The organism is Devosia sp. RR2S18, from assembly GCF_030177755.1.
GTDB lineage: Bacteria > Pseudomonadota > Alphaproteobacteria > Rhizobiales > Devosiaceae > Devosia > Devosia rhizosphaerae.
The window spans coordinates 3,414,145-3,434,751 of sequence record NZ_CP126539.1 but is presented as its reverse complement, the minus strand read 5'-3'; the positions used below and the strand labels follow the sequence as shown (position 1 = coordinate 3,434,751).

The 20,607-nt window shown below is 61.6% G+C and carries 19 protein-coding genes and 1 tRNA gene; 13 read left to right on the top strand and 7 right to left on the bottom strand.

Translation table 11 applies throughout. The features are described 5' to 3' along the window. Positions 1-13 precede the first annotated feature (13 nt). The gene (locus tag QOV41_RS16885; RefSeq protein WP_284577962.1) at positions 14-2,572 is read right to left on the bottom strand and encodes a sensor histidine kinase; all 2,559 of its coding nucleotides are present in this window, start codon (positions 2,570-2,572) and stop codon (positions 14-16) included. A 273-nt stretch (positions 2,573-2,845) separates the two neighbouring features. Between QOV41_RS16885 and QOV41_RS16880 the strand changes: the two genes are divergently transcribed. Continuing rightward, positions 2,846-2,922: transfer RNA gene (locus tag QOV41_RS16880), tRNA-His, on the top strand. Positions 2,923-2,937: 15 nt separating this feature from the next. Here QOV41_RS16880 and QOV41_RS16875 read toward each other — a convergent pair. From QOV41_RS16875 to QOV41_RS16865, 3 genes are all read right to left on the bottom strand, one after another. Then, the gene (locus QOV41_RS16875; protein ID WP_284577961.1) at positions 2,938-3,483 is read right to left on the bottom strand and encodes a hypothetical protein; all 546 of its coding nucleotides are present in this window, start codon (positions 3,481-3,483) and stop codon (positions 2,938-2,940) included. Positions 3,484-3,634: 151 nt separating this feature from the next. Then, the gene (locus tag QOV41_RS16870) at positions 3,635-4,729 is read right to left on the bottom strand and encodes a TadE/TadG family type IV pilus assembly protein (protein WP_284577960.1); all 1,095 of its coding nucleotides are present in this window, start codon (positions 4,727-4,729) and stop codon (positions 3,635-3,637) included. Between the two features lie 63 nt (positions 4,730-4,792). Beyond that, positions 4,793-5,407, bottom strand: coding sequence for a L,D-transpeptidase (locus QOV41_RS16865; protein WP_463054431.1), 615 nt, complete (start codon positions 5,405-5,407; stop codon positions 4,793-4,795). Positions 5,408-5,556: 149 nt separating this feature from the next. Here QOV41_RS16865 and QOV41_RS16860 point away from each other — a divergent pair, with 149 nt between their 5' ends. The 6 genes from QOV41_RS16860 to QOV41_RS16835 all read left to right on the top strand — a co-directional run bounded on the left by QOV41_RS16860 (position 5,557) and on the right by QOV41_RS16835 (position 11,028). Next, entirely contained in the window at positions 5,557-6,165 is a 609-nt protein-coding gene (locus tag QOV41_RS16860) for a DNA-3-methyladenine glycosylase I (RefSeq protein WP_284577958.1), read from the top strand. Positions 6,166-6,509: 344 nt separating this feature from the next. Next, positions 6,510-6,770 (top strand): hypothetical protein, encoded by a 261-nt coding sequence (locus QOV41_RS16855; protein WP_284577957.1) that lies wholly within the window; start codon positions 6,510-6,512, stop codon positions 6,768-6,770. A gap of 116 nt (positions 6,771-6,886) precedes the next feature. Beyond that, entirely contained in the window at positions 6,887-8,383 is a 1,497-nt protein-coding gene (gene hisS, locus QOV41_RS16850; RefSeq protein ID WP_284577956.1) for a histidine--tRNA ligase, read from the top strand. After that, positions 8,380-9,444 carry an ATP phosphoribosyltransferase regulatory subunit gene (locus QOV41_RS16845; RefSeq protein WP_284577955.1) on the top strand — a complete coding sequence of 355 codons (1,065 nt, stop codon included), beginning with the start codon at positions 8,380-8,382 and terminating at the stop codon, positions 9,442-9,444. Before hisS ends, QOV41_RS16845 begins: the two co-directional genes overlap by 4 nt. After that, positions 9,441-10,148, top strand: a complete 708-nt coding sequence (gene hisG, locus QOV41_RS16840; protein WP_284577954.1) for an ATP phosphoribosyltransferase — start codon at positions 9,441-9,443, stop codon at positions 10,146-10,148. Before QOV41_RS16845 ends, hisG begins: the two co-directional genes overlap by 4 nt. Before the next feature lie 130 nt (positions 10,149-10,278). Further along, positions 10,279-11,028 (top strand): TSUP family transporter, encoded by a 750-nt coding sequence (locus QOV41_RS16835; protein WP_284577953.1) that lies wholly within the window; start codon positions 10,279-10,281, stop codon positions 11,026-11,028. A gap of 189 nt (positions 11,029-11,217) precedes the next feature. Here QOV41_RS16835 and groL read toward each other — a convergent pair whose 3' ends face one another. Together groL and QOV41_RS16825 are read right to left on the bottom strand one after the other, a co-directional pair. Next, positions 11,218-12,858: a chaperonin GroEL gene (groL, locus tag QOV41_RS16830; RefSeq protein ID WP_284577952.1), complete on the bottom strand. Its 1,641-nt coding sequence runs from the start codon at positions 12,856-12,858 to the stop codon at positions 11,218-11,220. Positions 12,859-12,910: 52 nt separating this feature from the next. Further along, complete coding sequence (locus QOV41_RS16825; protein ID WP_284577951.1) at positions 12,911-13,201, bottom strand: co-chaperone GroES; 291 nt, start codon at positions 13,199-13,201, stop codon at positions 12,911-12,913. 178 nt (positions 13,202-13,379) lie between these two features. Between QOV41_RS16825 and QOV41_RS16820 the strand changes: the two genes are divergently transcribed. From QOV41_RS16820 to QOV41_RS16810, 3 genes are all read left to right on the top strand, one after another. Beyond that, the gene (locus QOV41_RS16820) at positions 13,380-13,742 is read left to right on the top strand and encodes a DUF427 domain-containing protein (protein ID WP_284577950.1); all 363 of its coding nucleotides are present in this window, start codon (positions 13,380-13,382) and stop codon (positions 13,740-13,742) included. 568 nt (positions 13,743-14,310) lie between these two features. Further along, a complete protein-coding gene (locus tag QOV41_RS16815) occupies positions 14,311-14,502 on the top strand; it encodes a hypothetical protein (protein ID WP_284577949.1) in 192 nt (63 codons plus the stop codon). Positions 14,503-14,524: 22 nt separating this feature from the next. After that, positions 14,525-15,490 (top strand): DMT family transporter, encoded by a 966-nt coding sequence (locus QOV41_RS16810; RefSeq protein ID WP_284577948.1) that lies wholly within the window; start codon positions 14,525-14,527, stop codon positions 15,488-15,490. 3 nt (positions 15,491-15,493) lie between these two features. Here the strand turns inward: QOV41_RS16810 and QOV41_RS16805 are convergent, their stop codons facing one another. Further along, entirely contained in the window at positions 15,494-16,921 is a 1,428-nt protein-coding gene (locus tag QOV41_RS16805) for a sigma-54-dependent transcriptional regulator (protein WP_284577947.1), read from the bottom strand. 181 nt (positions 16,922-17,102) lie between these two features. Between QOV41_RS16805 and QOV41_RS16800 the strand changes: the two genes are divergently transcribed. The 3 genes from QOV41_RS16800 (at position 17,103) to QOV41_RS16790 (ending at position 20,604) form a co-directional block, all read left to right on the top strand. Then, positions 17,103-18,311: an ROK family transcriptional regulator gene (locus QOV41_RS16800; protein ID WP_284577946.1), complete on the top strand. Its 1,209-nt coding sequence runs from the start codon at positions 17,103-17,105 to the stop codon at positions 18,309-18,311. Positions 18,312-18,414: 103 nt separating this feature from the next. Further along, positions 18,415-19,635 (top strand): EAL domain-containing protein, encoded by a 1,221-nt coding sequence (locus tag QOV41_RS16795; RefSeq protein WP_284577945.1) that lies wholly within the window; start codon positions 18,415-18,417, stop codon positions 19,633-19,635. Positions 19,636-19,737: 102 nt separating this feature from the next. Continuing rightward, positions 19,738-20,604, top strand: a complete 867-nt coding sequence (locus tag QOV41_RS16790) for a TIGR01459 family HAD-type hydrolase (RefSeq protein ID WP_284577944.1) — start codon at positions 19,738-19,740, stop codon at positions 20,602-20,604. The last annotated feature ends 3 nt before the right edge of the window (positions 20,605-20,607 follow it).

Here is a 20,607-nt window from a genome sequence, read left to right as displayed (position 1 = left end):
TTATTTTGCGCTGCTATTCTGCCACGCCTGGCTGAGCTTCGGATTCTACTAGGTCGGACGGGATCACCAGAGTGAACAGCATGCCCTGAGCGCCGGCTGGGTTCACCGATAGTGAAAAGGTGTTGACCGCCAATAGGGCGCGCGTCAGTGACAGGCCGACACTTGAGCGGACTGGTACGATCGCGCGCCCGTTGCGGTCCACACCATCGCGGAACACGACGAACCGCTCAGCCATATCCACAGCACTGGAAGAGCTGTCACGCACATGAATGGCTATGCCACCGTCGTCCTGGCGCTGGGCGGAAATGACCACTGCACCGCCTGTCGGGGTTTGGTCGATGGCGCTGGCAAGCAGGTTCAGCACGGCCTGGGCGAGCGAAGCACGATCAGCGGTGATCCGGGGCAGCGTCTCCGAGATGGCGTTGCGGACGATCACCCGGGCAGTGTTGGCCTGGGGCCGGATGCGCAATACGCAGCTTTCCAGAAGCGCTGTCAGTTCGACGCTGACGCGCTGGGGTAGGTAGCGACCATCGCGCAGCCGCGCATAGTCATCAAGTTCATCAACGAGTGCTGCGATCTCGAGGCCTGCCGTGGTGATATCATCGGCATAGCTGGCGTAGCGTTCGTTCTCCAGCGCGCTGGACGCCTTGGACCGGATAAGATCGGAAAATCCTATAATGGTGTTGAGTGGCCGGCGGACGCCGCGGCTGATTCGCGCCAACAGCGCAGGATCCGCTTCGGTCGAACCAGCAAGGCGTAGCTGGGAAGGCTGCTGCGCACGAACCAGACCGAAATAGCCGGTGGTCACACCAGCTTGTCCTTGGGCAAACACATACAGTTCAGCCTTGCCTTCCGCCGACCGAACGGTTAGCGCGGGCCGGGCGGTTTCTGCAAAACGAGCCGGGCGCTCCAGGAATTCCCGTAAGGCGGGCAGGTCGTCGCTGGCGATGGCCCCAGACAGCGGCTTACCTTCCGCCAATGTACTCGCCAAGAGGCTCGATGCCTCGGGAGAAACTGCGCTAACCACGCCCGACCGCGTCGTCTCGAAGAAACCGTCGCCGCGAACGGTCGCGAGTGCCTGCGCGAACGCGCGCACTGCAGCCTCGTGGCTTGTGCGAACTTCGGTCGTGCTGGCCGACAGCATAAGGGCGGGGCGCCCCTGCCAGGAGATGGATTGCAGCCTTGCCGTCACCGGAACCAGCGTACCATCTCGTTGCACCAGGTGATTAACCGGACCTGCCTCCTGGCCCTCTGGACCGGCCGCTGGAAACACCGCCGCCAGTCCTGCTTGACGTAGGTTCTCGACCGAGTCGTAGCCAACCATCTCGGTGATCGCTCGATTGGCAAATAAGACCTGCTGGTCTCGGAAGACCAGGATGCCCAGGGGCAGCCTGTTCAGCACCAGAGTCTCACCGCCCAAATTGACCAATGACCCCGCCCGCTGCGCTTCGGCAATGGCGTGGGAGGGCTGGGCGACATTGCCCACGCGGTCCGTCAGTATGCGCGAGAGCTCGTCGAAATTGTAGCGCGAGACGCGTTCGACCGTCTCAGTATCCGCACCAGCGGTGGTCAGCTCGTTTGAAGACCGCTCGGGCTCTGTCGCTTCTATTCCACCTACCTCGAGTGGCGAGTTCTTGCCATCCGGCTCCTCTTCAGGCGTTGCGGCAGCCGGTTTTGTCTCCGCAACGGTATCAGGAAGGAAGCCGCGACCAATCACCTTGTAGAGCTGAGCGCTTTCCGGGGGTGCGGGAAGCTCTGGTTCTTCTGCCGGCGAGGCTACGTCCTGAGCTTCCGTTCCTGCTGTCGCAACTTCATCCTCTGATTGCGTCAGCGGACCATAGAATGCATCTCCTGCCGCCAGGCGCTCGACCAACTGGCTCAGCCGGCTAGCCCCTCCGACTTCTGCGCGCGGCGCTTCGGGCTGTGGTTCTATGGGTGTCGGTTTAGGCTGTGTCGCGGCTGGCCCGATGTCGACACTCGGTTCCGGTCCTACCGGTATTTCATCATCCGCATCATTAGTCGGCGGCTCGGCACCAGTGAGTTGTTCGGTGGCAAGACTCTCTTGCCCGTCTGCCTCTCTCCAGCTTTCCAGTTCCCGTTCATAGGCGTGAGACTCGAAATCGCCATAGCTAGGAAGGCCAGGCGCCGCAATTTCTTCGCTCCACTGCTCTGGCGCTGGCACCGCTTCATCGCCCGCCGCCTCCAAAATCTCAGCAGCAATGGGGTCCACGCCAACAATCAGCAGAGCGATCTGCTCGTCCGTCAAGACGAGGGGCGTTGTGGCACAGGTCGTGGAAGCAGGCTTTTCGCCTGCGAGAAATTGAATTCGCGCCAGGCTCGTGCGCCCCGGTGAGCCGAGGCGAATGTTTCGGGCGATTTGTCCCTTGATAGGCTCGGCCATTGGCGCGCGCTTGAGACCGAACTTCTTGATCTTGGCCAGAAACAGCTCGGCGGCGCCATTGTGCCAAATCAGCCGCTGTCCGTCACTCGACCAGAGCCAAGCCGGCCGCGTATCGTCGGCGTGCTGCAACACGCGGCGGGCGCTCGGCGATGTGGTCCAGTCGGCATTCATCAACGGCCTTGATCTCCGGCTCCCGGGGCATCCATTTCGTGCCATTTCGGCACAATTATGCCGGAAGCCTCAGGTTTCCTTCAATATAGGTGCAAAAACCGGGGGTCCAGTGCACCTTGGCGCGATCGTGTTCCCATGGTTAAGCCCCGTGGCGGCGCACCATTCCTGAGTATGGGCAAAACCGTCAAATGCGTGCTTGTCATTCTCCGATTATGCCCCTATGTTCCGCCCGCTTTCGGAATGTCGCTTCGGCCGTTCCTTGATGAGCCCTTTGCCGCCTTAGCTCAGTTGGTTAGAGCGCTAGATTGTGGATCTAGAGGTCCCCCGTTCAATCCGGGGAGGCGGTACCATTCTCCTAGGTTGCATTATCGGGCCAAGCGGAGCTGTGCCAGCTGCGCCGCGATGTTCTTGAATACCCCCTCGAGTTGAGTAGGATCCGTTGGGAAATGGTGGTAGCCCGTGCCCGACGAGCATTCGGTCAACATGTCGGTAGTGGCTTGAGATGGCGAGCTTAGACCAATGGTGAACACCTCTATCCCTGCATTCTTCGCGTTGGTGCAGGTGTCTAGTGTTTTCTGGTCCATGACCGCCGTTATGTCGGCTTTGCTGTTGAAGGCGTTGTATTCGTTCGCATTGTTGAGCATACCATCTACGTCCGCGAGGCGGCCGTCCTTTCTGTACCCCCAAGCAGAATACTCGTTGCCGTTCCAGTCACCGGAGTAGGATCTGAAGTCGGGTTCGTTGAACCCATCCGTCATGATGATAAGCACCTTTTCGACGGAAGCACTGTTGTTGAGCAGCCCCTCCGATAGCGGTTCCGAAGGCGTTAGTGCGTGAAACCCCCACACGGTGCCTTGCTGAATGTTGGTGCCGCCGCTTGCAGTCATGGCTGCAATCTTAGACTTCACCATCGTAGAGCTGCTCGAGAGCGGAAGCAATGATACGGTGGGGCAGGAGGCATTCGTAGCATTGCTCCCTGGATTGGTCCCGTCGTACTTGCAAAGGCGTTCCTGGAGCTCTTTGCGAGAAAGAGGGCTGTAAACTTCAGTATAGCCACTCCAGCTAGAAGTGCGAGAAACTAGCGTCCAGTCGGAGCCGATACAAACTGGCCGCTCCGAAATTGGTCGTAACATTTCCAACCTGACGCTTGTGGTTTGTGGTATTGCCGCCCCAGCCATATTCAACGGTCTTTGTGCATTTATCTATCGCGCAAGTTCCGCCAGTATCTGAAATGTAACTACTAGAGGTGCCGTAATGGCCATCTGGGACAAAGAACGGCACGAATTTGGCGCTGGAGTTGACTGCGGGTTCATCCGTAGTATCGTTCGGCGCGAGGCGAGCTTCAACGCAGCCCCGCCAGGCGGTGTTGGTCTTCGTGAATAGTGCCTTCCGGTCTACCAAACCGTCGAAGTTGTTCCCGTCGTAGTCGTCATTGTCGAAGTTCAGCTTGGCGATGCTTGACTGCCCACTCCAGTCCAGCCAGCTTGCGTTTGCAAACTGAGTGCCAATATTGACCATAGTCGTGAACGGGATGATCCCGATCTTTACCTTGTCGGAGCTAGCAGCGCCGACAAGGGGTTCGCAAGTATCTTCATCCACCGCATCGTCGAAGAAGAGTATATTCGTGGCGCAAGTCGCGGCCGTTTTTAAGTACGCCATGCGGTTGTTCTGTTGCATTGAACCCGAATTATCGAGAACCATTGCGACTTCAAGGTTCAACATCTTCCGAGTCGCCTCCGCAAAAAAGGTTGCTCCCAGATTATTCACCCCAACGAGGCGAACGAATGCGGTTGGCACGTTTATTTTGCCCTCTAGGTAGAGTGAACCATTGACGACGTCGGCGCGGGCAATCTCGACGGAGCTCGTGATTTCGTCTCCACCTAACCCTTCTGAGCCGACGCGATCCTGGATCAAGGCTTGCGCTTTGGCCTTTATGTCCGCCTCATGCAGCGGTTTCTTGAATATCTCTGGCTGCAGGGCCAAAGCCGCAGCGTCGAGAGCGACCTGAGCTCTATTCCGCGTCTGCTCAAGCCGAACATAATCCACGACTGCACCGCCGAGAGCGATGAGCACGATCGCCATGACGCTGAAGACCACGGCAAAGACGCCACGTTCGTCCCGGCCGAAGCGCAACAGGAGGTCGGTGAAGCGGTGCATAGGTCTAGGTCCGGAAGCTAATAGGTTTGGTGCAGGCCTCCCGATAGTAAGCGAAAATCCTTATCAAAGGACCACTACGCGCGTGTTCAGTTTTACCCGTCCATAGAGATCGACGACATCCGCATTGGTCATGCGGATGCAGCCCGATGATACGTTTTGGCCGATGCTCCAGGGTTCGTTGGTGCCGTGGATGCGATAGAGTGTCGAGCCGAGGTAGAGGGCCCGCGCGCCCAACGGGTTGTTCGGTCCGCCGGACATATGGCGTGGCAGGTCCGGGCGCCGCTTCAGCATCTCGGCAGGGGGCGTCCAGCTTGGCCACTCGGCTTTGCGGGTCACCCGGTGCGTACCGGTCCACTCGAATCCCGACTTTGCGACGCCGATGCCGTAGCGCAACGCTCGGCCGTCGCCGAGAACGAAGTAGAGGAAGTGGGCTCGCGTATCGACCACGATGGTGCCGCTCCGCTCATGGGTGGAATACCGCACGATCTGGCGCAGAAAAGTGGGGTGAACCTGCGCATTGGCTTGCAGCATCAGCGCGTGTTTGGGAGTGCCCTGGGTCACCGTGATGCCGGGCGGCGGTCCAAACCCCCAGCGTTGTTGCGCCAGCGCCGGCAGCGGTAGCAGCGTTGCCAGTGCGAGCCCCGTGCCGAGCGCCACTCGCGCGATCTTCCCCATCATGTTCATTGTGCGTCCCCAACGAAAAAGTAGGGTGCACTTTGCCGCACAAGCGCCAATGCTGGGTGAAGCCAAATGGTTAAGCTGCGGCTCACCCCGATGGTGAATCAGCGGCTAATGTGCCTAGTTGAAGCGAACGGGAGCTTACCCCCATGTCTGCCGAAATGATCCGCTGCCGCTGGGCCGGTGATGATCCGCTCTACTGCCACTATCATGATCATGAGTGGGGCAGGCCGGTCGCAAACGACCGGAGACTGTACGAGAAAATCTGCCTCGAAGGGTTCCAGGCGGGGCTCTCCTGGATCACCATCTTGCGAAAGCGGGAGCGCTTCCGGGAACTCTTCCATGATTTCGACGTCGAGCGCGTCGCTGCCATGACAGAGACCGACATAGAGCGTCTGCTCGCCGACCCTGGCATTATTCGCCACCGCGGGAAGATCGCTGCCGCGATCAACAATGCTCAGCACACGATCGCGGTGCAGCAGGAATTCGGCTCCTTTGCCGCCTATATCTGGCGGTTTGAACCTTCGGTGGATCACCGTGCAGATGATTTCCGCTGGGAAACTTTGCGCCAAATCACTCAATCAGATGCGTCGCGGGCCCTCTCCAAGGATTTGCGCAAGCGGGGCTTCGCCTTTGTAGGGCCAACGACCTGCTATGCCTTTATGCAGGCCATGGGCATGGTCAACGACCACGTTGAAGACTGCTTCTGCCGCAATGAAGTCGAAACCCTGCGCGCTGCGTTCGTCCGCCCCACATGAAGTCTGTTGCTTAAAGGCAACAACGCCGCTCGCCTGCGACAACCCGCCACACTAATAGCTTGCCGCTCACGTACTCGTGAGCTAAACGGTTGGCGTCCAACAAAGCCAACCCGAGGGAGGCGCTACATGAATACCGTGTTTGTCCTCCGTCCGGTTGTAAGCAAATGGCAAAATCACCGAGCCTAAGTGCTCGTCCTTTGCCGCTCTCGGCCTTACCGCCGCGGACATTTTCTCAACACCACTGAACTGATGGGCTGAAACCGGGTCGCTTCGCGCTCCGATTGCAGGCTCATCACCTCCACTGCAACCAGAGGCCGGTTTGCGTACGCGCGCCGGATTATCGCATGACCTATGATGCTGCCCCGCAGGCGCCTGTTGTACTTCGCCTGGAATTCTCCATTGCCGATGCCGTTCATCAGCGCGGGCTCTTTGCCGTGCTCGGCGCCGCAGTTCACGCCTGGTGGAACCGGCCACGGCTCCCGGCAAACATACCGGCTTATCTGCGCGCCGATCTGGGCCTGCCGCCCGAGGCAGTGCCCGCCCACTGGACTGACGTCCGCCTGGTGTCGGGTGTGCCCGATCCGCTGCGGAGACCGGGCATGTGAAGCAAGGGAGGCTGGATCTTCGGCCTCCCTACCTGCAACTGCCGCATTGGCCGTGCGGCAGTTGTCTACCCTGTTATGATCCGCTAACAACGGCGCGATTTCCCGGGACTATCCAGATGACCGAAAAGACCAAGCTGATCGTGCCGCGTTTGCCGCGTGGCTTTGAAGATCGGGACGCCAGCGAGATCGCTGCCGTGGGCGCCATGATCGACAAGATCAAGACGGTCTATTATCGCTATGGGTTCGATCCGGTGGAAACGCCGCTATTCGAGTTCACAGAAACGCTCGGCAAGTTCCTGCCCGACACCGACCGGCCCAATGCCGGGGTCTTCTCCCTGCAGGATGACGATGAGCAGTGGATGAGCTTGCGCTACGATCTGACTGCGCCGCTTGCCCGCTATTTCGCCGAGAACTTCGAAGTTCTGCCCAAGCCCTATCGCTCCTATCGACAGGGCTACGTCTTCCGCAATGAGAAGCCTGGCCCCGGGCGCTTCCGTCAGTTCATGCAATTCGATGCTGACACCGTCGGTGCGCCCGGTCCGGAAGCCGACGCCGAAATGTGCATGATGATGGCCGACGTCATGGAGGCGCTCGGTCTTACCGGCCAGTATATTGTTCGCGTCAACAACCGCAAAGTGCTCGACGGCGTGCTGGCCACGGCGGGCGTCACGTCGGACGAGCAGAAGCTGACCGTGCTGCGGGCCATCGACAAGCTCGACAAGTTTGGTGTTGAGGGCGTGAGGCTGCTTCTTGGCGCTGGACGCAAGGACGAGAGCGGCGACTTCACCAAGGGTGCGGGTCTGTCGGACGGGCAGATTGAGCCACTGCTAGCCTATATCGAAAGCGGGGTGCCTGCCGCGGGCGTGCAAAAGGGCAGCAATGAACACGTCATTGCCACCATCAACACTCTCGCCGGGCTGATCGGCGGCTCCGAAACGGGGCTGGCGGGCGTTCAGGAACTCGCCACTATTTTCGGGCTGGTTAGCGCGGCAGGCTTTGGTGGTCGGGTAGTCCTCGATCCTTCCGTGGTCCGCGGCCTCGAATACTACACAGGTCCCGTCTTCGAGATCGAACTGACCTTCACCATCACCAATGAAAAGGGACAGCCGGTCGTCTTCGGCTCGGTTGGCGGCGGTGGCCGTTATGACGGCCTCGTCTCCCGGTTCCGGCGCGAACCAGTTCCCGCGACCGGCTTCTCCATCGGCGTATCGCGCCTCGTCAATGCGCTTAAGCTTACCGGCAATTTGGGCGCAAGTGCTCCCATCGGGCCCGTGGTAGTCCTTGTTATGGATAAGGACCATACCGCGCGCTACCAGGCCATGGTTTCCGAATTGCGGCAGGCCGGCATCCGTGCCGAGATGTTCCTTGGATCCACCAAGAATTTCGGCAAGCAGGTTGCCTATGCCGACAAACGCAATGCCCCCGCAGTCATCATCGAAGGCAGCCAAGAGCGCGAGCAGGGCATCCTTCAGGTAAAGGACCTCGTTGCGGGCAAACAAGCTGCTGCCGAGATCACGGACAATGCCGAGTGGAAGGCCGCGCGCCCAGGGCAGTTCGAGATCAAGCGCGAAGAGCTTGTTGCTGCCATCCAAAAGCTGTTGAGCGAGCAATGAGTTCTCCTGCCCTCCGCCGCGCGCAGCTGGAAGCGCTGGTCGAGGCGCAGGGCGCCTGCCGGGCGACACCACCGCTCCTCTTGCCGGCCAACCCCTACTTTGACCTTGCGGGCGAGGAGTTCGGTCGCCGTCTACTACTGACCAGCGATAGCACGGGCGGCGAGTACTGCCTGCGCCCCGACTTTACGCTCCCGATCGTCACCGATTATATCGCCAATGGCGTCGGCCAGCCCGCTGCGTTCTCCTATCTCGGCCCGATATTCCGGCAGCGCGAGGATGGAGCGGCCGAATTCGACCAGGCCGGTATCGAACTCCTAGCACAGCCTGACGGCGATGTGGCGCTGGACCAGGTGCTGACTTTCGCGCGCGCTGCCCTGTCCCATTACGGCGTCGTGCCGCAGATCCTACTGGGCGGCGTGGGTCTCTTTGAAGCCGTTCTAGCGCAGGCCGAAATGCCAGACCCGTGGCGGCCCCGTATTCGCCACCGTTTCGGTCATGTCGAAGCGCTCAAGCGCCTGCTCGCACGCCTCGAAACTGCTCCCGATCTTCCACGCGCCAGTCAGCCGAGCCGCGATGCGCTTGTGACCGACGTCACCGAACAGATGGTGGCGGCCGGGCTGAGCCTTTCAGAAGGCCGCACGCCGGAAGAGATCGCCGATCGCTTTCTTGAGCAACAAGCGCTGGACGCCGAGCACGTGCCGCCGGCGACGCTGCAATTGCTGCGAGACTATCTTTCGATCTCAGGGCCTGTCCTCGAGGCGTTGCGACGCATCGAGGCGCTTGCCGAGAAATACCAACTGATGCTGGGTGCGCCTATTCGCACGCTCCGTCGGCATCTGGACGGCCTCGGGGAAGCGCGGGTCACCTTCGACGCCAGCTTCTCGCCACGGCTCGACTACTACACCGGCATCGTCTTTGAAATGCGGGGGCAGGGCGGCACCATTCTCGTTTCGGGTGGGCAGTATGATCGCCTTCTGGAGCGGCTCGGCGCTACAGCTCCAATAGCGGCGTCCGGCTGTGCGCTCTGGGTTGACCGACTGGAAGCGGAGTGGCCCAAATGAGCGGGATAACCTTGGCTGTACCCTCCAAGGGACGGCTCGAAGAGCTCACGCGCGATTGGTTCGCTAGTCGCGGCTTCACCATCCATCGTCCGGGTGGGGCGCGCTCATATTTGGGCACGCTTGAGGGTGCACCAGATGTAACAGTGCGCTTTTTCCCAGCCGCCGAGATTGCCCGTGAACTTATCCGCGGGAATATCGATCTAGGCGTCACCGGCATAGATCTGATCCATGAAACCAGCGAGCAGGGGCCACGAGCCGTTTCGATCGCCGCCGAACTCGGCTTTGGCAATGCCGACGTGGTCGTAGCGGTGCCCGACGCCTGGATCGATGTCACCCACATGCACGACCTAGCGGACGTGGCCAGCGATTTTCGCTCCCGCCACGGGCGATGGATGCGTGTCGCAACCAAATACATCACCATCACGCGCCAGCATTTCGCCCGGGCGGGCATCGCTGAATACCGTACCGTCGAAAGCCTCGGCGCTACCGAGGCTGCGCCAGCGTCGGGCGTTGCTGACATCATCGTCGACATCACCACGACCGGTTCCACTCTGGCGGCCAACGGACTGCGCGTGCTTGAGGATGGCGTCATGCTGCAGAGCCAGGCCTGCCTTGCCGTCTCCCGCACCGCGGAATGGAGCCCGGAGCAGACAAAGCTGCGGGACCAACTGCTTGGGCAGCTCAAATTGAAGGTCAAAATCTAACCCTTTGTCGCAGTTCCGGAGCGGGGCTATGGCGCAGCCGTGGCGGGGCTTTATGTCGTCCATGATCAACATTCCCTTCCCCGAACGGCGCGTGACCGAGGCCGCTCCGCCGCACCAACCAGAGTAAATCATGCTCGACCCCCTCGTTCTTTTGGCGCTGGCCGGTGTGGGCCTGCTCGCGGGCTTTGTCGATGCCATCGCCGGCGGCGGCGGCATGATCGCCTTGCCGGCACTCCTGTCCGCAGGGCTGCCACCAGTGGCAGCGCTTGCCACCAACAAGTTCCAGTCGGTGTTTGGCACCGCCATGGCTGCGGCGACGTATTGGCGCGGTGGCTTTGTTTCCCTCAAGGCGCTGCTGCCCGCCATCGCCCTGACCTATGCGGGCAGTTTCCTGGGTGCGATGATCGTCCGGCAGATTGACACAAGCCTGCTCAACATCGCTGTCCCCGTCGCGCTGATCGGCATTGCCCTTTACTTCCTCTTTGCCCCCAACCTGTCTGATGTGGACAAGGCGGCTCGACTTCCCTTTCGGCTGTTGGTTCCGGTGCTTGGACTCGTCATTGGCTTCTATGACGGCATTTTCGGGCCCGGTACGGGATCGTTCTTCGCCATCGGCTTTGTGATGCTGTTTGGGCTGGGGCTCACCCGAGCGTCGGGAAACACCAAGGTGCTGAACCTGACCTCGAACCTGGCAGCCCTGACCGTCTTCATTCCCGCCGGTGACGTCGTCTGGCCTGCGGCCCTCGCCATGGCAGCCGGACAACTCGCGGGCGGCTATATCGGGGCACGCACCGGCATCCGTTACGGCGCCAAGATCATCCGGCCACTGGTAGTGCTGATTTCCATCATTCTTGCGGCGCGGCTGCTGTTCTTTGGCTGAGACGCTGTAGAACTCATCATCGAGAGGCCCACTCGTTCGTCCCCCCAACGGGTTGCGCATTTAGAGCGAGTTTAGCGCATTGAGCTGCGACGGGGATAACAAAAAGGCGCGGTGGTGACACCGCGCCTTTCTCGTGGGGTTCGTGACTGGGAAGAAACGAACCCCGAAGCTTTGTGAGCGCCGGACTTCTTAGAAGTCCATGCCACCCATGCCGCCCATGCCACCGCCGCCCGGCATAGCCGGAGCAGCATCCTTGGGCAGCTCGGCAATGAGCGCCTCGGTGGTGATCAGGAGCGAAGCAACCGAAGCTGCGTCCTGGAGAGCGGTACGGACCACCTTAACGGGGTCGATGACGCCCAGGGCAACAAGGTCGCCATACTCGCCAGTTGCGGCGTTGTAGCCGAACGAAGCTGCCGAGTTCTCGAGGATCTTGCCGACAACCACGGAGCCTTCGGCACCGGCATTGTTGGCGATGCAGCGAACTGGCTCCTGCAGGGCACGGCGAACGATGGCAATACCAGCGTCCTGATCGGCATTGGCACCCTTGACGGTCATGTTGTGCGAAGCGCGCAGCAGTGCGACGCCGCCACCGGGAACGATGCCTTCTTCAACGGCAGCGCGGGTAGCGTTCAGGGCGTCATCGACGCGGTCCTTGCGCTCCTTGACTTCCACTTCCGTGGAGCCGCCGACGCGGATGACGGCAACACCACCCGCCAACTTGGCCAGACGTTCCTGCAGCTTTTCCTTGTCGTAGTCCGAGGTGGTTTCCTCGATCTGTGCCTTGATCTGGCCAACGCGACCCTGGATGTCTTCCTGGGAGCCGGCACCATCGACGATGGTGGTGTTCTCCTTAGTGATCTCAACGCGCTTGGCAGTGCCGAGCATGTCGATGGTCACGTTCTCGAGCTTGATGCCGAGATCTTCCGAGATCACCTGGCCACCGGTCAGGATGGCGATGTCTTCGAGCATTGCCTTGCGGCGATCGCCGAAGCCAGGAGCCTTGACGGCTGCGACCTTGAGGCCGCCGCGCAGACGGTTCACGACGAGGGTTGCAAGGGCTTCACCCTCGATGTCCTCGGCGATGATCAGCAGCGGACGCTGCGACTGCACAACCGATTCAAGAATTGGCAGGATGGCCTGCAGGTTGGAAAGCTTCTTTTCGTGCAGCAGGATCACCGGGTCCTCAAGGACGGCGGTCATCTTCTCGGCATTGGTCACGAAGTAGGGGCTGAGATAGCCGCGGTCGAACTGCATGCCTTCAACGACGTCGAGCTCGGTCTCGGCAGTCTTGGCTTCCTCGACGGTGATGACACCCTCGTTGCCGACCTTCTGCATCGCCTGCGCGATCATCTCGCCGATTTCGCTCTCGCCATTGGCAGAGATGGTGCCGACCTGAGCAACTTCCGAGGAGTCCTTGATCTTGGAAGAAGAGGACTTCAGCTTCTCGACCACTTCAGCAACGGCCATGTCGATGCCGCGCTTGAGATCCATCGGGTTAAAGCCGGCGGCAACAGCCTTGACGCCCTCAACCACGATAGCCTGACCCAGAACGGTCGCAGTGGTGGTGCCGTCACCGGCAATGTCGTTGGTCTTGGAGGCAACCGAACGCAGCAGCTGAGCGCCCAGGTTCTCGAACTTGTCTTCCAGTTCGATTTCCTTGGCGACGGTGACGCCGTCCTTGGTGATGCGCGGTGCACCGAAGGACTTTTCGATGACGACGTTGCGGCCCTTTGGACCGAGGGTAACCTTCACCGCATTGGCGAGGATGTTGACACCGCGCAGCATACGCTCGCGAGCATCAGTGGAGAACTTTACGTCTTTAGCGGCCATGGAGGGCGCTCCTTAACAGTAGAGTTGAAATGGGAGGTGAGCGGGAGAGCTATTAGCCCTCGACCACGCCCATGATGTCGGATTCTTTCATGATCAGCAGGTCTTCGCCGTTCAGCTTGACCTCGGTGCCGCTCCACTTGCCGAACAGCACGCGATCGCCGGCCTTGACGTCGGGAGCGACGATCTTGCCCTGATCATCACGGGCACCAGGGCCCACGGAAACGATCACGCCCTCGGAGGGCTTTTCCTTGGCGGTGTCGGGGATGATGATACCCCCCTTGGTCTTTTCTTCGCTGTCGAGGCGGCGCACGACGACGCGGTCGTGAAGAGGACGGAAGCCCATGATTGCTCCTTATGGCACATTAGACTGCAATTTCGTCCCTGTTAGCACTCGGAGGAGGGGAGTGCTAACACGGTGCCGGGGATATAGGAGGGAGCCGGAACGGAGTCAAGATCGCGTGAACCTCGAGCCAGCATCACGCGTTAGGCTCCGTTGGTAATTCGCATCTTGGCAGGGATATATGACGCAACAATGTTTGGACAAGGACATCAAGATCCGCAAAGCGCAGGGCCGGGTCCATGTTCTCTTTGACGACGCAGAAATCGCCAGTTCCACCAATGCCCTGGAACTCGATGAGCCGGGCGCGCCGCTGCGGATCTATATCCCGCTCGAGAACATCCAACCGGGGATTCTCGAGCTGTCGGAGACCCGCACCACGTGCCCCTACAAGGGTGAAGCGCACTATTATACGATCAAGACCCTGACCGCCACGGCCGAGGACGCGGCTTGGTACTATCCCGAGCCGTGCCCCCTGGTAGAGCCCATTCGCGACTATGTGGCTTTTTGGGGTGACAAGGTGGAGTACCGGCAAACCGAAATCTAGTCGTGCCAAAGCGCCGCCTCCCGCGGTTGCTCAAAGGTGGAGCGGACCCCGAGGCGACGCCGTCTCTTGGGATTGTAGTAGGTGAGACGACTTTGCCTCGGGGTTAGCCGGAATTTGCCGGACCAGCTGGTGTTGCGTCTCCCCAAGCAGGCAGGGAGAGGCGTATATCCGACCAACACCGCTCGGACCCACTCCGGGGGCGATCTCCCCGAAGTCCCGTGGTTCCACCCGCCTGTCTGGTGGCTGCAGCGCCGCTCCTGCGGGGGAATGGAGGGGAGTGTAGCTGAGGTTTTGGGGAGGGGGATAGGTGGATAGATTGGCGTAATGGGTAAGAGACCCCCACCTAACCTCCCCCTCACGAGAGGGAGGGATCGCTCCACTCGGTTACTTGCATGGAGCTCTCTTCTCCTCCCCCTGGCAGGGGAGGGATTTCTCCACTCTGGCTTGGGCACAAAGCCCCCTTCACCTCCCCCTCGTGAGGGGGAGGCCGGGTGGGGGTGTTTCGCCACTCCGGCCTGTCGCTCATCTAAATGATTGTGCATCCCTTTGCTTCTGCTAGAAGGCGGCCATGACCCAGGACAACTCGCTTCAAATCAAGCTGCGCCTCAAGGGCGGCAGCGGCCCGAACGCCAACTGGCATTGGGAACTTCAGGACGCCGACGGCAAGGTCGTCAAGAGCGGCAGTGCCGTCGGACCCGAGCACAAGGCCTTTGCGACCGCTCGCATCGCCAAGGAAAAGCTGGAGCAATCCGGCCGCTGAGCGGCGCTTCCCCGAGGCTTTCGTGACCACTCCGGCGCCCGCGCAATCAAACACGACTGCACGTCCCGCTGCCGGGCCGCTGCGGGGGATCGTGCTCAAGGTGCTTTCGGTGGTCTGCTTTGTGGTCATGGCCACCCAGCTCAAGGCCACCGCCACCATTCCCGCTGGGGAGATGGTGTTTTTCCGCTCGTTTTTTGCTATCCTGCCAGTGGTCGTCTATCTGGGATGGAAGCGCCAGCTGCGCACAGCGCTGCAAACGCGCAACCCCTGGGGCCATGTGGTCCGAGGTCTGGTAGGCGTCACCTCTATGGGTCTGGGCTTTTTTGCCCTAACGCGACTGCCGCTGCCCGAGACCACGGCGATCAGCTATGCCGCACCCCTTTTGATCGTTGTTTTCAGCGCGTTGCTGCTTAAGGAGCGCGTTTACGTCTTCCGCTGGACAGTGGTGCTGGTGGGCCTCGCCGGTGTCTTGGTCATCCTTTGGCCGCGGTTGACGGTGCTCTCGAATGGTGGATCGATCAGCAATGAAGAGACCATCGGCGCCTTGGCATCGTTCGGCGCGGCAGTGTTTTCCGCCTTCGCCATCATGCAGGTGCGCCACCTAGTGCAGACCGAGCGCACCGAGACGATCGCCACCTATTTCTTTATCACAGCCAGCGTTCTCTCGCTGATGACCCTGCCGTTTGGATGGGTGTGGCCCACTCCTGAACAGGCGGCGCTTCTGGTGGGGGCCGGCATTGCCGGTGGCGTTGGGCAATTGCTGCTCACCTCCTGCTATCGCTATGCCGATATGTCGGTGATTGCGCCCTTCGAATATACTTCGCTGCTGCTCACCATCATCATCGGCCTCGTGATCTTCTCCGAGGTGCCGACACCGGCCATGCTGATCGGCGCTGCCATTATCGTAGCATCCGGCGTCGCGGTCATTCTGCGCGAGCACTATCTGGGGCTCGACCGGGCGCGCTCGCGTGAGGCCAGCACGCCGTAAGGCCTAGCTGGCGGCTGCCAGTTCTGCCCAGCTCTGGCGCTTGCGATAGATGGTAGAGGGGCTGATCTCGAGCGCTGCCGCGGCCAGCGAAATATTGCCGCCAAAACTGGCAATCGCATCCTCGATGATGCGCTGCTCCTGCTGCCACATCGGCAGCACGCCGGCACGCCGTTCCAAGCGGGGAGTCGGCTCACTGGGTGCCGCCGTCCGCGACTCGATGTCGGCTGCGGTCAGCATATCGCGACCGATCTCGCCGCCATCAAACATCACGACGAGCCGCCGAATCAGGTTCTGCAGCTGCCGCACATTGCCCGGCCAATCAGCCGCGGTGAGCGCCGCCGCCGCTTCCGCCGAAAATCCGGCAAACCGCTTGTGCTCCTCGCTGGCATAACGCTCGAGAAAATGCTGGGCGAGCTGCATGACGTCGCTGGGGCGCTGCCGCAGCGGCGGCAGGTGGATGGGCAAGACGTGGAGGCGGTAAAACAGATCCTCGCGGAACTTCTTCTCGCTGATGAGCTGCATCGGGTTGCGGTTGGTGGCGCAGATCACCCGCACATCGACCTTGCGCACCCCCGCTTCGCCGACGCGGCTGAGCGTGCCGGTCTGGAGGAACCGCAGGAGCTTGGACTGGAGCGACAAGTCCATCTCGCCCACTTCATCGAGAAAGAGCGTACCGCCATCGGCGAGTTCGGCTGCCCCTTTGCGGTCTTCATGAGCGCCGGTGAACGCCCCGCGGGCCACGCCGAAGAGTTCGCTCTCCATCAGATCGCGCGGGATCGCGGCGCAGTTGATGGCCACCAGCCGCTTGCCCGCGCGGGGGCCCTTGGCGTGGAGCGCCTCGGCGCAGACATCCTTGCCGGTGCCGCTTTCACCGGTGATGAACACCGGGGCCGAGGACGTCGCCACCCGGCCGATCTGTTCATAAACGAACTGCATGGCGCTCGACGAGCCGATAAAGCCGGCAAAATCTGCGATGTTGCGCGGCGGGCAGGCTTCCAGCCCCAATGTGCGTGCCTTGCCGTGCCGTTCGGCCAGTTCACCGATGCGGTTGGCCAGTGCCAGTCCATTGAGCGGCTTGGCGACATAGTCGTGTGCGCCGGCGCGCATGGCGCTCACTGCGGCCGAAACCGAAGCGCCATCAGATATGGCGACCACGAGGGCGCCATCGGCCAACCGCACCAGCCGGGCCACCGCTTCGTCAGTGCTGGTGCTGAAATCGGCCAGGCTCGCCAGATCGGCGAGAATGATGTCGAAGCTCTCGGCCCGCAGCATTTCGGCGGCCTGGCGCCCGCCGCCGGCGCGGACAATCGCGGGTGCTTGGGCAAGGCTTTGCACGAGCGCGGTCGCCATCAGGCGCGCCTGCGCTGCGTCGCCCTCGATCAGCAGCATCCGCCCAGTCGGCAAACCAGCACCCTGAATATGCATCGCCATGGAGGCTTTCATTCCCTCGTTTGTCGGGTCCCGGCTTCCGTAGCCCCGCGGGGCACGCCGGTGTTGGAGGGGATTGTCATCCCGTTAGGGTAAACAATCCGTTTGCCTGTCTCGCAATTGCGCGGTGTCGCCCCAACAATGAAGCTTGCAGCGCCCCCGCTCTCACGATTAAGTGCGCGCCATGGATAGGGACCAAACGGCATCGGCCGGCGAATCGCTGGCCCGCGGTTTTGCTCAATCGGGTGTTCGAATAGTCAACGAACGCGCCGTGCTGACCCTTATTGCCATGCATCCGGGCGCCTCCAATGCAGATCTGGCGCGGCTTTCAGGCCTTGGACCGCAGACGACCTCGCGTATTCTGGCCGATCTGATCGAGCGCCGACTGGTCATGCGGGGCGAGGTGCTGCGCGGCCGCAGGGGACAGCCCGCAACGCCATTGTTCATCGATCCGGACGGCGCCTTCGTCTTCGGCGTCCATATCGGCTGGCGACAGCTCGAGGTGATGCTGTTCAAGCTCTCGGGCGAAGTGATGTTCAGCGCGCGGAAGGCCCATCCCTGGCCAGACGCCGAATCCATCTTTACCGAGGCGGCCGCCGAGGTCGACGCGATGCGCGCCCAGATGACCACCGACCAGCTGGGCCGTTTGATGGGCCTGGGCGTTGCGAGCCCAAGCCGCTTTCCCCATGGGCTTTCCGAACTCGGTGCTCCAACAGCGCAGGCTCAGCTCTGGGAGCAGGTCAGCGTTCCCAATCGTCTAGCGGCCGAGACGGGGTTGGACGTGCAGTGGGTCAATGACGGCACGGCGGCGTGCTGGGGCGAGTTTCTCGCCAACCCGGCCGAGCGACCGGTGGGTTTCGGCTATTTCCATATCGGCAGCTTCGTCGCCGGTGGCGCCATGCTCGAAACAGGGATCTGGGAAGGTCATGGCCATAACGCTGCCGAACTGGGCGCCATCTTGGTCACCGGAGAAGACGGCAAGCCCATCTTCGTGCACCAGGTAGCCTCCATGACCGCGCTGGAAGCCCGCCTCCGCGGCGCGGGCATGGCGATACCCCATGGTGAGCCCGGCGAGTGGAACTGGGCCGATCTCGAGCCGGTGACGGGTCAGTGGATCGAAGCCAGTGGCTCTGCCCTAGCGCAGGCCATCGTCAGCAACCGCGCCGTGACCGAACTCGGTCGCGCCGTACTCGACGGCATCATTCCCAGCTCCATCCTTGAGCGCCTGATCGAGGCCACCCGGCGGCATCTGGCGCAGCTGCCGCAGCTCACCCCCCAAATGCCGACAGTCGCCATGGGCCACCTTGGACCGTCAGCTGCCGCCACCGGCGCCGCCAAGCTGGTGCTCTACAGAAAGCTGTTTTCCCGCGACTGGGACAAACTGGCCACCTAAGCGATAGATGGGCACTCCTGCGGGCAGGCGCTTTTGCCGCCCGCCCGGCAATGCTATGTCCTAGGAGCCGAATCCCGGCAGACCGAGGGGCTCCCGTCTTCCTGTGCAGGCACTGGTCTACACTCTTATTGGCTTGGCCGCCGCGGCGATTGGCGCCACCGCCTATTTCGGGCTGACTTTCACGCCTGCCGAATCGATCCTGTGCGCCATTGTGTTTGGCTGCGTGTGTTTCGTTCTCCTGGAACGCACGCTGCGCCAGCGCGCCGAAGCCCGCCTGGAAAAGGCCATTGAAGATCTGTCGCGCCTTTTGGCGACTGACGCGCAGGCGGGCGCCGTGCTCGGCCAGCGAATCAATGCGCTGAGCGACATCAATGCGGGCTCCCGCCTCGAGGGCGTCGAGGCCGACATTTCCGTGCTTGGTACAGTGATCCGTCAGGTTGCCGAGGCGGTTGCGGAAATGGAAGAAAAGGTCACTCAGCCGGCCCGTGGCGGCGCCCATGCGGTCCACACATCGGTCTTGGTGCCGCCGGTGCCAGAGCGCGAGCCAATCATCTCTACCGAGGCGCTTCGGCAGGCGCTCGCGCAGAACCGGCTGATCTACCATATCCAGCCCCTGGTGAGTTTGCCGCAACGCCGGACGCAAGCCTACGAGCTGGTGCCGCGGCTGATGCTCGAAGATGGGGATCTGGCCGAGGCCGCCGATTTCCTGCCGCGCCGAGGTGCTGTCGATCTTGTCTCTCTCGTGGAAGGTGTAGCCTTGGTCGAGGCCGTCACCCTGGCCCGTCGCGCCCGATCTGCCGGCAAGGCGGTCAGCTTCTATATACCCCTTACACGCGCCTCGCTGAGCGAGAAGGCAAGCGCCGAGCAGGTGATGGCTTCTCTGGAAGCCAACCGCGCGATCGCATCTAGCCTTATCTTCCTAGTGCCCGAGCGGGAGTGGACCGAGTTCACGACAGCAGAGCGCGCCATCGCCGATTCTATTGCCAAGAAAGGGGCACGCTTTTCGATCGATCGGATCACCACGCTGCGGGTCAATGTCGCGGAGTTAGCAGCCCAGGGCGTGCAGTCGCTCAGGATCGACGCCGCCAGCTTCATCGCCACCCCCGAGGCGTTCACCGATTTTCATGCATCCGACATCGCCGGTTACCTCGCGCGATTCGAGGTCAAGCTGGTGGGAACCGGCATTTCCGGAGAGGGGCAGATCGTCGAGCTCATCGATGATGGTATCACTTTGGCCCAAGGACCCCACATCGCCCCGCCAGGTCCGATCCGTCCCGATCTGTTTCTGGAAGCGGTTCCGCAACTGCGGCGCGTTGAGGCCTAGCAGTGCCTCGCGGCGGGCAGGGCTGCCTTTCGCGCTTTCCCCTTGATCCGGCAGGGCAAGCTGCCACATAGGTCAGGCAGGCTTCACGCAACGGATGGTCCAATGACTGCAGCGCTTCCCTCGATCTCAGGTCTCTCCGACCTTGCCGGACGCTATGATGCAGTGCTGAGCGATGTCTGGGGCGTGGTGCATAATGGCTTGGAGGCGTTTCCCACCGCTGTCGAAGCGCTGGTGGAGTTCCGCAAGGCGGGCGGCGTCGTGGTGCTGATCACCAATGCCCCTCGACCATCAGGTCCCATCGTGGATATGCTTGACCGTCTCGGCGTGCCACGCACTGCCTATGACGGCATTGTTTCTTCGGGCGATGCTACCCGCACCATGATCGCCAAGTATCGCGGCCGCGCCATCCACCATGTCGGCCCGCCCACTGAAGACGACGCGCTTTACGAGGGCCTGGGTGTGCGCCGCACCGGCGCCGACGAAGCCGAAGTCGTAGTCGTCACCGATCTCGACACCGATGACGACACGCCCGAGACCTACCGGGAACGCGCCAGGCTGTGGCTGGACCGCAAGCTGCCCATGATCTGCGCCAATCCCGACCGGGTCGTGGAGCATGGCGACAAGATCATCTATTGTGGCGGCGCGCTGGGCGATCTTTATGCTGCCATGGGCGGCATGGTGCACATGGCGGGCAAGCCCTACCAGCCCATCTATGAAGAGGCCTATCGCCTGGCGCAGGAAGCGGCAGGCAAGCCACTCGACAAGTCGCGCTTGCTGGCCATTGGCGACAGCGTGCGCACAGATGCCACTGGTGCTGCCCAGTTCGGCATGGACTTGCTGTTCGTCACCGGCTCGATCCACGCTGCCGAGTTGGATGCTTTCGGCAAGCCTGATCCCCAGGCAATTGCCGATCTGGTGGCGCCCAGCCGCGCCCACATGGCCGGCTTTCTGCCTCGGCTGGCCTGGTGAGCG

Bases quoted from the DNA above. Each gene is read 5' to 3' on its own strand.
- QOV41_RS16860 (WP_284577958.1), top strand. From the start codon at position 5,557: ATGTCTGCCGAAATGATCCGCTGCCGCTGGGCCGGTGATGATCCGCTC.
- hisS (WP_284577956.1), top strand. From the start codon at position 6,887: ATGACCGAAAAGACCAAGCTGATCGTGCCGCGTTTGCCGCGTGGCTTT.
- QOV41_RS16820 (WP_284577950.1), top strand. From the start codon at position 13,380: ATGACGCAACAATGTTTGGACAAGGACATCAAGATCCGCAAAGCGCAG.
- QOV41_RS16875 (WP_284577961.1), bottom strand. From the start codon at position 3,483: ATGGTGAAGTCTAAGATTGCAGCCATGACTGCAAGCGGCGGCACCAAC.
- hisG (WP_284577954.1), top strand. From the start codon at position 9,441: ATGAGCGGGATAACCTTGGCTGTACCCTCCAAGGGACGGCTCGAAGAG.
- QOV41_RS16870 (WP_284577960.1), bottom strand. From the start codon at position 4,729: ATGCACCGCTTCACCGACCTCCTGTTGCGCTTCGGCCGGGACGAACGT.
- QOV41_RS16845 (WP_284577955.1), top strand. From the start codon at position 8,380: ATGAGTTCTCCTGCCCTCCGCCGCGCGCAGCTGGAAGCGCTGGTCGAG.
- QOV41_RS16855 (WP_284577957.1), top strand. From the start codon at position 6,510: ATGACCTATGATGCTGCCCCGCAGGCGCCTGTTGTACTTCGCCTGGAA.
- QOV41_RS16885 (WP_284577962.1), bottom strand. From the start codon at position 2,572: ATGAATGCCGACTGGACCACATCGCCGAGCGCCCGCCGCGTGTTGCAG.
- QOV41_RS16825 (WP_284577951.1), bottom strand. From the start codon at position 13,201: ATGGGCTTCCGTCCTCTTCACGACCGCGTCGTCGTGCGCCGCCTCGAC.
- QOV41_RS16815 (WP_284577949.1), top strand. From the start codon at position 14,311: ATGACCCAGGACAACTCGCTTCAAATCAAGCTGCGCCTCAAGGGCGGC.
- QOV41_RS16790 (WP_284577944.1), top strand. From the start codon at position 19,738: ATGACTGCAGCGCTTCCCTCGATCTCAGGTCTCTCCGACCTTGCCGGA.
- QOV41_RS16805 (WP_284577947.1), bottom strand. From the start codon at position 16,921: ATGGCGATGCATATTCAGGGTGCTGGTTTGCCGACTGGGCGGATGCTG.
- QOV41_RS16800 (WP_284577946.1), top strand. From the start codon at position 17,103: ATGGATAGGGACCAAACGGCATCGGCCGGCGAATCGCTGGCCCGCGGT.
- QOV41_RS16865 (WP_463054431.1), bottom strand. From the start codon at position 5,407: ATGATGGGGAAGATCGCGCGAGTGGCGCTCGGCACGGGGCTCGCACTG.
- groL (WP_284577952.1), bottom strand. From the start codon at position 12,858: ATGGCCGCTAAAGACGTAAAGTTCTCCACTGATGCTCGCGAGCGTATG.
- QOV41_RS16835 (WP_284577953.1), top strand. From the start codon at position 10,279: ATGCTCGACCCCCTCGTTCTTTTGGCGCTGGCCGGTGTGGGCCTGCTC.